We start from the raw sequence: 12308 nt of genomic DNA, 5'->3' as shown, positions 1-12308 counted from the left end.
TGAATGACAGTTACTGTCAATCTTTATCGATGTATCATTGGTTAAGGCACAGATTAATTTGTTCCAAATTACCACTGATACAAACAATTTTCAGTGACGTATGTTGTAACTCTGTAAATTGGTCATACAGCTTACGCGGCCGGTATTTCTGTATGATTCAAACAGCACTGGAGATAAATAACAGCCGGAATACTTGTAAACAAGTATGGCTGTTTTCAGCATAATCAATGATTATTGCGGTCTGTGAACTGCAGATCTTGTGCCCTGACGCACGAGTAAATATTCATAAATCTACAAATGCAGATAAAACAAACAGTTATCAGGCGGTCAAAAACAGAGCAATGCTTCTGCAGAGCGCATAACCACGGCCTTACAGGGCAATCATGGATACAGACACATACGCAAACCATTGCGTTCATAATAACCTATATTCGACCGAAATTGACGCACTTTTCTCACTATCATGCTTTATTGAGACAATAAATTTGTGACCAGCCTCTCACCAATTTTCGCATTTTCAGGATATACCCTTAGCTCAGCCGCATACACAGGCCAAAGCTCATCAATAAACAGCCTCCCGCTCTCAACAGAATGAGACCATTTCAGCCTTTCCCAACATAAAAATTTTTTCACTTTCAATCCAGCCGTACGCCACCATCCCCTTGACTCGCGCAGCCACTCCCGGCTTCACATCACCCTGCACTTGCCACGTGCAGCTACTCCCGGCTTCACATCACCCTACACTTGCTACGTGCAGCCGCTCCAGTCTTCACATCACCCTCCACTTGCTAAGTGCAGCCACTCCCGGCTTCACGTCACCCTCCACTTGCTGCGTGCAGCCACTCCCAGATTCACGTCACCCTCCACTTGTTACTTGCAGCTTCGCCCTTGCTGCGCTTAGCCGCTCTATCGCTGGGCCCACCTGCCTATGTCCTTGCTCATGCCCATTTCTTCGGTCATGCACATGCTTCACATAACTCATTGCTACCCACCTGCTCCTTAGATAAGAAATCTACCGCCACTGCTGCACGTCTGATATTTCTCTACAAAAGTTTTGAAAAACTGCCCATGCCATGTGTAAATGCCTCCTTTATCATACTGCCACTGGTAAAAGTACAGCTAAAAGCACAGCCTTATTGGCTTTGGCAGTTTGAGTATCCAGTACTGCCAGACAGCCTGTAAGACCGTGCTGAAAAACATGAGGCAGCCTTAAGGCTGCCTCATTGATTACTAAATTAATATCATAGTTTAATGTGCCAGCGCTGCCTGCACGAAAACACCAGGACGCTCTCCATACTCTTTTAGTTAACCGACTTCAACAGTCAGAACAGCCAGCAGGAGCATTTTCCAGTTGTCCTGTCAGATTTAAGGCTGGTCATTTTACTGCTGGAAACACGGCCAGAACTCTTACTAAATATCGTTGACACGCGTCGGTCGACATGCGTCGCCCTGTATCAGGCAAGTCGACCGGGCATTTGTTCAATCAATATTACTGTCCAGTACCGGGATACTGCCAGGTCCAGGCGTTCATAAATCCCCGTACTACTCAACTACCTCAAGACCAGTAACGCCAGACAGCTCATCAATATCATGCAGAGGCGGAAGCTGGGGCTCGTTTTTGATAATACGATCCAGACTGCTTTCCTCATTCTGCTGAGCGACAAGATACTTATCACCAATCAACCTGCACTCCTCCAGCATAACTTCCTCGTTAATACCAAAGCAGGAAAGTATCAACCCCTGTGATTTAGACAGCTTGCGCAGGCATGTATAACGGCCCTTTTGCACAATGCAGTCAACAGTAATCATGTTAAGCAGCGATATGGCCTCAGACACACAAACAGGCATATTTCCGCGTGAGGTGCTGAGCCTTGTTTTGCCAAGCCCACGGTAGACAGCACATGCGATGATAAGTGCTATAAACATGACAAAACTTTTGCCAGTCAGGCTCTTATCGACGTGTGCGCTAACCTGCCCATCCTCAGTCAGGCTGTTACTGGAGTTGAAAACCTGATCATTGCTGTCACAAGCCTTGTAGAAGGCATAAGCCTGATCAGCGGTCATTTTTTTGGAGGTTATCAGGCAGAAGCATCCGGCAAGTAAAAAGCTCTCTGCAGTAATATCAGCTTTCTCTTTTGCTCCAAGGAAAACTCCTTTGCTGGAGTAGTCAAGCTCAAAATACTCCTGATACTCTTCAGGGAACTCAATGACAGTGTTAAGAGCCTTATCAAATGCCTGTTTCTGGCTCTTAATCAGATCCTCAACAGCGCAAATCTCACTGTCAGCTCTGACAGGACTTTTGAACACATGAACATACCTTTCCCTGCCAAAAAGCTCGTGCTTGAATGTTGCTCCATATAGCGGAGAGTCAGAACTTTTGACTCTGTAAGCTGGATGATACTTGACCTCAGAGCTGTTAATGACAATGTCCCTGACGAAGCGCTTGCAGCCCTTTGCCATGAGAACAAAATCAAAACCTGCCTCATCAAGCTCAACAATGCTGCTCTCAGAGCATACACCCCTGTCCATAACTACAGTAATCTTACTGTATCCGTAAGAGCGCAGTCTGGTCATGAGGTCCTTGATCTCAATGACATCAGGTATGGAACTCTGATACAGCATAAAGTCGACAGGGACCTTATTCTTGCTGTCCATAGCCAGAGCAATGCCAGCAACGGGTGCCCCCGTGTCATTACTGGCATCTACAGACTCCTGAATATCAAGATCGCCAGGCTGTAAATCCTTATTTGAAAGATAAGATGAAATTACGACCTCACAATCAGCATCAGCAACATGTGTCTCATTCCACAATCTCACAAACTCATCAACCTGACAGCGCTCGATCTCGTCATACATATTGGAAATCAGGGCGCTGCGGTATGGCATTTGAGCAGGACCGAAAAGAGGAAACTCTCGTGAGTATTCGTCGAATCGACTGATGGAGCTGTTCTCTTTGATGATGCAGAAAGATGCTGCATCAAGTATTCTGCAGGCTTTCTGCTCTCCAAAGATTTTATTAAGAATATTGATGATACCTTCGCGGCCAGCAACATGTTTCATGACCACATGAGCTCCAACTTTTATGCTGGAGGAAAGCCCTGAATCAGAAGCCGCTTCTTCAAGGCCAAAATGCTCTGCATAGTAGTCACTGGGATTCATGCGAGTGCGATCATTGTTATCAACCAGACGTCCGATAGACTTTCTTACAGGCTTAGGGGTTTTCTTATCAGTATTGCAGCGCTCGAGTCCTACCAGAAGCAGAACATAGGTGTTGTCTTTCTCGCGTTTAAATACAAGCTTGCCCGGAATATCAGGTACTGGTACTACCATATTAGGAATGATCATTTTGCCTCCCGAAAAACTCAGTGTAGTAACAAGCGTAAAGCGTCAGAATAGTACATTTCATAATGGCAAATAAAGAGTTTTCGCTTCAGCATCACAATTTTGGTCAAGTGTGATGCTGCGCAATCAATATCTCACTAAGGAAAGCCAGTTATGAGCTTAAGCTCCTGCATGCATGGCCATCATGGCCGACCTGGCTATTCTTCCTGCCGGGCCATCATGGCCGACCTGGCTGTTACTCCTGCAGGGCCATCATGACCGCCGTACCGCAATGGGCATCACTAAGCTGCAGCATGGGCGTAGACCAGCTAACCGCCATAAAGAATCCTGGTCTCGGAACAGGGCTTTGACAGCAGGCGGCTCATGCCTGTGACGGTTTTGCTTTGCACAAATAAAAAGGCCCAGTCGCGAGACTGAGCCTTTTGGAATAATTTCTCTCTCTTATTTCAATTCTTTGTCAGCTCTCTTCACCGGGAAGAGCACTGAAGTCAAATCTGAACCTTCAGCCAGACTGCATTGCAGTGAGGTCTGATGCGTGGCTGGAGAGAATCTTAAGCCACTAAAGGAATTCTGTACGGACCAGCAAGCTTGCTGTCCTTGACGCTATATCTAAGAGCAAGCCCTGTGCCAACCTTGCTAACCACCTCGAAAAAGCCTGTTTACATGCTGTTTATATGAGGTCTATTCCTGTTTACATTCAGGTTAACGACAGACTGTCCATTATATTTAACCTCAATATGCCTGTATTTTGGCAGCCACTTGCCGTCTGGCCCTGTACCATGGGCGTTTGCAGCACTCAAAAGGACCAATAACACATCGCCATTTCTGACACCATGATGCTAAATATCAACAGAGATCCCGAATTTACCGCATTTTCTTATCCAATTGCGATAAGAGGCCTAAGTGTCGAACTGATGACAGAAGTTGCCGCTCTTGCCGTTTGTGCAGATTCAGTACGTCAAAAGCCCGTACAAAAGTGTGACAGCCCCTCATTGCATAAGGATCACTGCCGAGGCTGACAGTGCCCCTCATTCGTCCCGGCATCTGCACCATCATACTGGACAGTGCGGCCGTGCTGACCGTCACGCTGGCCAGCCGTCATACTGATGCATCATCCCTGGACGCAGGTGGACGCATCTGCTGTGATGCTCCGGCTGACGTACCAGATATGTGGGCTGGTGAACGTACCAGACATGAGAGCTGCTGGACGTACCTGCCACGGGGCGCTGACGGACGCATCTGACCCGGGGACGCAGGCTGACGTTCTGTCCTGGTGCTCCAGATGAATTATCTGCCCGAGGACGCAGGTCGACGTAGCAGCCCCGGGGCGGTGGCAGACGTATATGACTATGGGCTCCAGCTGGCGAAACTGGCCGCTGGCCTGTGCTGATCACAGCTTGCAGATGCAACATGAGCCCAGGTGTGCAAATGAGTATGTCACCTGCTCATTGTGGCCAGCATTCCTGTGACGGAGCACTCATTAAACATATGCACAGAGTGCAGATGACAGATCCGGGCTGAAAATTGTCTTGTGTAATTGTGTGGTTGCCTAAAAATCAGGCACAGGGTCTTACGACCATGTGCCTGAAGGGAAAGTGTCATTACAAGACCGAATAAGTCCGTCGGTGCAAGAGATGTAATCTTAGATGCTGATCGCGAGCAGCGCGGGCATACAGAGTCTTCTAATGAGAATGGTGATACTGAACCTTGAGGGAAAACTGACCTGCTTCAGGATGGTTCTTCATAAAGGTCTTGCGGGCCTTAAGCACCAGAGAGTAGATATCAAAATTGAGCTCAGAAGCGTGAAAGCCCTTAATCTCGAGAGGACGCAGGTCCAGATCAGCCTTTTCTACAGAAACGGTAATGGTGTAGCCGTCAGGGTAACGCAGCCAGGCAAAGGCAGTACCACTGTGCATGCCGCTGCCAAAATCCATTCCCTCGTCATCTGGCAGAGATACCAGAGGAATGCCGGCAACATCCTCGCCGCACCAGCGATGCAGCGCCAGCAGAGTCAGGCCCTCGATAACACGGTCGAAAGGTACGCTCTCATGATTGACCTCGTCGTCATCATGATCACGTCCCATTTCATGATCATGAACAGGCATGTGCGGGGTCAGAGTGCGCTGCTTCTCATACTGACTGTGATCCAGTCTGGCATCACTGCCTACCGATGAATACCCCTCAGCCCAGTCCTGATCCTCGCGGTTAATATAGGCATTCTCAAGGCACTGTCGCTCCTGTATGGACAGCTCCTTAATTGTATCCGGCATTACTATTCCCTGTGAGCTCAGTGCTGCATCATAAGCACCTGAAGGAGCTGGTCCGCTGGAACCGTTTCTCTGAGCGCACTCTACGCAATCTTCACTGCCAGTCATGTCAGCGGATGTCTGATTGCCTGTCATGGCTGAAGCTGCACCTGGCGCAGCCGGGGCCTCAGCCTGGTCCGGGGCATCGGCCTGGGCCGGAGCCGGGGCCGGGGCATCAGGGGCTGATTTTGGAGTACGGCTTACTGCCTCAGGGTCAAAGGCGCCACGGCGGTGCTGCTCACTGGCAGAATCACGGGCATAGTCAGCCGGACTGTCTTTTGAAGCCTGACTGGATGGACCCATGGCACGTCCCGGCTGAACAAAGAAGTTGTACTCCTGACCGCTGTGCATATTTTCAATGCTGCGACGGGTTTCGCTCATCTGGGCATCGTCCCAGTTGAAAACGTTGCTGCCTACGCGGAAGCGGTAAATGGAGTTAGCAGAGCTGACCTCCTCAAAAGTCAGATTAAAGTCCATGGCAATTGCGCGCTTGATGGTGCACAGCTCCTTGTCGCGTGACTTACGGTAAGAGCGCTTTTCTGAGGCACTGAGCTCTATGCCCTTGTGGCTGAACACCTGCGGCGGAGTACGCCAGCTGCCGTAGTGCATGCTGCCGTTGAGCAGCATGGTACCGTCAGCGTAGAACGCCTGAAATGGTCCATGAGCCAGACCGTTTTCAAGACTTACCTGGTAGAGCTTGTTGCCATTTGGCCAGTAACGGGTAGAAATACCGGTAGCAACATCCTTGATATAGTTGCTCTCAAGCATTACTCCGCCTTTAGGGTTGTACTCGGTATAGGCACCGTTGAGCAGATCTGAGCTGTAGTTTTCAGTACAGTACAGAGTGCCGTCAGAGCGATAGAAGGTCCACAGTCCCTCACGGGCACCCCAGAGCCAGCGGCCGGTAGTAACCACACGGCCGGTTACCGAGTCGTACTTGGTCCACTCGCCATCAAGATGATTGTTACGGTAGCTGCCTGAAACCTCGATATTGCCAAACTTGTCTACTGACTGAAAAGGGCCTTCTAGATTGTCATTGCTGTAATTATAAAAGCCCACCATATTGGCGCCCAGGTAGATGTATTCGGTACCCTCACGAAGGCCATCCTCATAGGTTGAAAGAATAAACAGACCATCCTTGAGAGTACGCAGGCGACCGGTAAATGGCCTGCCATCGCTGACATTAACCATGGCATCGGCATGAACATCATATTTGATGTCAGACGGAGCAGCCGCCGGGCAGAACCAGTAAAGATCCACACCGAAAATGCGGTAGGTACCGGCAGCGCCGACCGCGAGGATCAGGATCATGGAAATGGAGCTGATAAATGCCTGCAGACGGTCATACTCAAGGGCATTACGCATCAGGCGCATGGTAAGCCAGGTGCAGTAGCTCATGCCTGTAAGGCCGCCCAGCAGCATGAGCAGGCCCAGCCACATTGGGGTGACATTGTTGGCATGCATTACAACTGAAGGATCATCAGGGGTATAGAGCACATCAATTGTGGTACCTACAGGACGCACATCACTGATGCTGCGGCGCCCGTCAAATAACAGCACCGTACGAAATGGCTTGCCGTCTGGCAGATTGAACTCAATGATTTCCTGGAAGTGATGCTCTACTCGATCAAGATTGCGACTCTCTTTCTGATGTATGTACTGATCTTCGACGCTAACAATGGTTGCCTCGGCAAGCTGACCAATGTCAGTGAGCTTATCGTAACTGATAGCAGACAGTGCGCCCTTGAAAGCCATGATGGCAAAGAGCATGGACAGTACGGTAAAGACGCAGTTAAAGGCCCAGCGCGAAAGAGTGGTTGAGGCATAGCGGTAAATAAAGCGGCTTACCGGATCCTTGCGTTTGCCCTTATAAAATACCGGCTGCACTTCATCATCAGACTCGTCATCATCAAAACCACCGCCAGTAAGGACAGTACCGTCCGATCCCCCACGTCCTCCAGCGCCACCAAAGCTGCTTAAGCCGCTCCAGGCTTTGCCGCTACTGCTGACATATCCAGCATCTCCAGCTGCTGCGCGCTCTGTTGCCTGAGCCGTCATGGCCGCAGCAACAGCCTCAGCATCAACATCACCGGCCTCGACATCATTCTCGCCAGCCTGCGCTACTGACAGATCGTTCCTGTATGAAGTAGCAGGAGCATCATAAGAACGCTCATCAGCAGCCCTGTGGGCTGCACGGGATGCATCCATGGCAGCCTTTTGGGAGACTTCAAGCCCCACAACAGACTGTTCATGCTGACTGATATTGAGCTCTTCGGCGGCATTAATAGCTTCAAGAGACGGGCTTTTGTCATCGCCAGACTGATATCTGCGTGCACTTGAGCGCAGCTGTTGAGCACTTGTGTCAGCACTGACTTCGCATAGTGCAGCACCAGAATCGGCACTTTCAGAACTTACAGCGCACTCATCGGAAGTTGCTGCTGCATGGCCTTGCGAGTGTGCATACGACTGACCTGATACCTGCGCAGCAGATGCCCGTGCAGCATCTGCAGGCGCAGCTGCTGCAGCTGTTGCTGCCGCTGCGGAGAAGTTTTCATGCACTTCAGGGTCAGGGTGGCCGTCAGCACGATGGGCTGCCGCTTCGGCATCACACTCTTTGCGCACAAGGTCCTGACGGGCCTTAAGTTCATCCTGCTCCCTTATTTCGCTGTCAGAAAAGGAGTTTTCATACTCCCGGTAGAAAGATTCATCCTCATCATCAGCACGGCAGTCCCTGAGATAGCGTTCTGCTGTTGAACTGAGGTCATTATCATCATCAGAGGCGACTGGCTTTTCTAACCTGATGTCGCTGTTTTCCGGGGTCGTATTTACAGCCGGGGTGTGGGTGGCCGAACGCAGGTCAGCACCTCCGGCAAAGCTGTCAGGGCCGTAATTGTCTGAAACATCTCCACTGCTTATTTCAGGTGAAGCATAGACATTAATATGAGGGGCGCCGCTGTGGTCTGAGGAATGAGCGTGAAAATAACGCTCCAGAACAGACTTGTCGATTTCTCCCATCCAGGCGCTGTCGATAAAGCGCACCATGATGTCCACATGCATATAGGCCTGATTGAGAATACCCAGATCGCGCCACTGGCTGCTTAAAAAATGCCTGCGCGGGCCTTCAATGTCACGTCGCAGCAGACGCAGTGACTCAAGAAGGTGCTCGAGACCTTCGCGATCAAGAGCAATATTGCAGGATGCAATATTGTTGATGGACTCAAAGGAGGTATTAAGACGTGTGCCTGTGAGCTGAGCACCAATCAGCTCAGCCGTACAAAGGGCCACCTCATCGAGCTCACCCAGGGGATCATTGTCCAGCTCAGGCATGGGGATAGCCTTTTGAAGACAGGCCTGACGGGCAGTTTCCAGCAGCTGGGCAGTGCTGACACTCTGCCCCTTTTCAAGGCTGCACAAAAGCCTGTCCCATGCCCTGAGCATGGCTCCTACTTCAACAGACTGACTGTAGATATAGTGCATGAACTGTTTCCCTCATGACCTGATGAGTACAACTACAACCGGGGACCCGCTGTCATAGCGCTGACGGGTTTTGCCAGGTAAACATGGATAATGACAGGGCGCACAATGTAGCGCAGTGCAACCTGTCCGGACAGAAATATAGCCAGTATGAAGTGTGAAGATTATCTGAATTTGGGCATGTGATATGTTCCGTACAACTGCTTATAACCAGGGCAAGAACGGCCAAACGCCGTCTGACGCAGCCGACCCGACCTTGCAGGACTGCTCGACACAGGCTGCCTGCCACAGAGAGCAGGCTGCTCGATGCAGGGTGCAGGTCACCGGGGTATGGTTCAGGACTGCGGGCGCCAGGGGCAGGCCACCTCAGGCTCAGCGACCAGGCGGCTGTCATGACTTTAAAATGCCAGATCAGGTCCGGCGCGGCCCCGGTCTCAGCCCCAGCCCCAGCACCAGTCTGGGACAGCTGTCAAAGCGGTTGTTCAGGGGTAAAACAAATGAAATGAGCTCCTGCAACGGTACACCAGGTGTTGACTGTCACTAAAGAAATTACGGGAGCGCCTTAACTGATGAGAGCCTCTGGCTCCAGACAGGACGGCATCTCGCCGGGCACAGGAGTGCTTTCAGTAAAATTGCGGACTTATGGTGACCGTTTCATTGTGTAATTTGCCTTATTTGCCTCAGTCAGCAACACAAAGTGCTGACCGTCAGGCCTGCAGGCTACAGGAACTGGGTATAACTCAGGTATTAAGCATACAGAGCACTGCTGGCATGCCTGCAACCGGCACTTTAACGGCTTTTCAGCCTGCAGTTTTGCAGCTTTACATACAGCATTTGACCATGTCCTTGCTGACCTGTACAGCGCCCGGCATACAGACACTTTGATGCTCAACAGGGATGCAACCGCGCTTATCAGCACTCCATGGCGTCAGACAGCGCACCCGGACAGACGCATGGCAGTGTGTTCACGCAGCCTGGCCTTTAACTGCGGCTGCAAATGCGGCCGCCGCTGAGGCTGCGGCTGCTCATATCTTTGGGTACGGGCAGCGTAAGCAAGGGGATGCGGCTGCGTCCGCTACTGTTCATGGTCATGATGATGCCATTTTGAAGCACGCTCAGAGCACTGTTCGTGCAGACAGCGGGACCTTGCCAGTTCATGGTGCACAGGTCAAATATAGATATCAGATAATTTTACCCTGTACCTGCCTGTAATTCAGTAACCTGGCTCACAGCTCAGAACAAATTTTCCCTTTTGTATGCGGTAAAGAACCCTTTTACGCCTGAGTTATTTCAGCCTTACCAGTGATCAAAAGTTCTGTCTGGAAAAGCATTGCTCTGATGGAAAAAAATTATGACAAAACTAAGCTGCAGCTAATTATTTTGCCCGTACAATAATAGATTTTCAGGTTAGCCCTGAAAGGTCCCCGCCATGACTTTCCCACTCATGGAGGATCCCGGCCTGTCAGGAATTGATATTAAAAACTTAAGCCTTAACCCTGTTACCCTGCGCCGTCAGTGCGGGCGTCCCTGTACTTTCCCTGTTTCTTAAGATAACCGCTCTCTTTCTTTCAGCCTCATGTTACGGGCCGTCAGAACTGAGAGTGCAGGATTTTCAGTACGACCTGCCAAAGTGCATCTGCATACGCTGCTGTCTATGCATACACAGCCGTATCAGCACAGGCTGAAGTACCTGCATACGATGCTTAACCAGTATTTTGGTCAACACTGCACGGGCAAACCTCAGTGAGCTCTGTACCTGCATGGCATGAGCTCTCAGCAGCAATGGACTATCCTGCCATCAGCTGTTTTGCCGGCTGCCTCACTGTCTGCAGAGCTCTGGCTTAACCCCAGTCAAAACATAGGAACTGCATGTCACTTAGTTCTTCCCCTGTCGCCGATCCGATGACAGATACCAACATTGGCCTTGAGCCTCAGACCATGATTATCTTCGGCGTGCTGGCCGTCCTGGCCCTGTGCGTTGATATCTGGGCCCACCGCAAGGATGAGCCTATCGCCTTAAGAGCCGCAGTAGCATGGACCCTGTTCTGGATTTTCGTATCCATGTGCTTTGCCGGCTTCCTCTATTTCCACTTCAACAGTCAGGTAGCATCCCTGTTCCTTGCAGGTTATCTTTTCGAGCAGGCCCTGTCCGTTGACAATCTCTTTGTGATGATGGCTATCTTTGCCTGGTTCAAAGTCCCTGAGCAGTATTGCCACCGCGTTCTGTACTGGGGTGTTCTGGGTGCGATTTTCTTCCGTCTGCTCTTTGTGGTCATTGGCTCGAGCCTCTTTGCCCTGGGACCTGTGGTAGAAGTTGTATTTGCTCTGATGGTAGCCGGTTCCGGTGTCATGATGCTGCGCAAGAAGGATGACGATGCCGCCGAACATACTGACTACTCTGGCAACTTTGCCTTCCGTGCCGTACGTCTGTTCTTCCCTGTCTTCCCGCGTCTTGTAGGTCACAATTTCTTCATCAACCAGGCCCATGTCAACGAAGAGCTCAAGAAGCCTGAAAACAAGGACGTTTCTCTGACCCGCACCGGAGCCATTTACGCCACTCCTCTGTTCTTATGTCTGGCCGTAATTGAAACCACTGACGTCATGTTCGCCTTTGACTCAGTACCGGCCGTTATCGCCGTATCCCGTGAACCTCTCATCGTTTACTCAGCCATGATCTTTGCCGTGATGGGTCTGCGTTCCATGTACTTTGTGCTGGACGCCATGAGAAAGTACCTCATTCACCTTGAAAAGGCTGTAACCGTACTGCTGTTCTTCATTGCTTTCAAGCTCGGCGCCAACGCCAGCCTCCACCTGACCGGCTTTGGTATCGACATTGACGTCTACACCTCCTTAATGGTGATTGCCGTCATTCTGGGCATTGGCATCTTTGCCTCCTTTATTTTCCCTGAAAAGAAGAAAGAACAGCCAGCCGCAGCTGCTGCTCCTGCTGACGCCGCCGCCACTGCAGACGCAGTTGCCGCTGACAGCTCCGCCCAGCCTGCTCCAGCCGCAGCTCCAGCTGCCGCTGATGCCGCTGCCGCCGCTCCTGCAGCTGATGCTGCCGCCGCTTCTCAGCCTCAGTCTGAGCAGGCTGCCGGCAACCAGGCTGACAGGTAATCAGCCAGCTGCTTAAAGGGCGGTAAATAGCCGCCCATTGGCAAGCTGCCCATGCAGCGCCACACCACG

At 50.9% G+C, this 12308-nt stretch carries 4 protein-coding genes; 2 read left to right on the top strand and 2 right to left on the bottom strand.

Annotation, left to right across the window (positions count from 1 at the left end; translation table 11 throughout):
- Positions 1-867 precede the first annotated feature (867 nt).
- Positions 868-1182, top strand: coding sequence for a hypothetical protein (locus MXE39_RS06530; RefSeq protein ID WP_247073885.1), 315 nt, complete (start codon positions 868-870; stop codon positions 1180-1182).
- Positions 1183-1542: 360 nt separating this feature from the next.
- Here the strand turns inward: MXE39_RS06530 and MXE39_RS06525 are convergent, their stop codons facing one another.
- Both MXE39_RS06525 and MXE39_RS06520 read right to left on the bottom strand, forming a co-directional pair.
- A complete protein-coding gene (locus MXE39_RS06525; protein WP_246977798.1) occupies positions 1543-3345 on the bottom strand; it encodes a hypothetical protein in 1803 nt (600 codons plus the stop codon).
- A gap of 1679 nt (positions 3346-5024) precedes the next feature.
- Positions 5025-9125 (bottom strand): DUF3592 domain-containing protein, encoded by a 4101-nt coding sequence (locus MXE39_RS06520; protein WP_246977797.1) that lies wholly within the window; start codon positions 9123-9125, stop codon positions 5025-5027.
- A 1866-nt stretch (positions 9126-10991) separates the two neighbouring features.
- Here MXE39_RS06520 and MXE39_RS06515 point away from each other — a divergent pair.
- Entirely contained in the window at positions 10992-12239 is a 1248-nt protein-coding gene (locus MXE39_RS06515) for a TerC/Alx family metal homeostasis membrane protein (RefSeq protein ID WP_281503409.1), read from the top strand.
- The last annotated feature ends 69 nt before the right edge of the window (positions 12240-12308 follow it).

This window comes from Anaerobiospirillum sp. NML120511 (assembly GCF_023050955.1).
Lineage (GTDB): Bacteria > Pseudomonadota > Gammaproteobacteria > Enterobacterales > Succinivibrionaceae > Anaerobiospirillum.
The sequence above is the reverse complement of the archived record's forward strand: the minus strand, read 5'-3'. Positions and strand labels throughout refer to the sequence as shown.

What these genes read in the sequence shown, in the direction of transcription:
- MXE39_RS06525 (WP_246977798.1), bottom strand. Translation starts at nt 3,345, where the DNA reads ATGATCATTCCTAATATGGTAGTACCAGTACCTGATATTCCGGGCAAG.
- MXE39_RS06520 (WP_246977797.1), bottom strand. Translation starts at nt 9,125, where the DNA reads ATGCACTATATCTACAGTCAGTCTGTTGAAGTAGGAGCCATGCTCAGG.
- MXE39_RS06515 (WP_281503409.1), top strand. Translation starts at nt 10,992, where the DNA reads ATGTCACTTAGTTCTTCCCCTGTCGCCGATCCGATGACAGATACCAAC.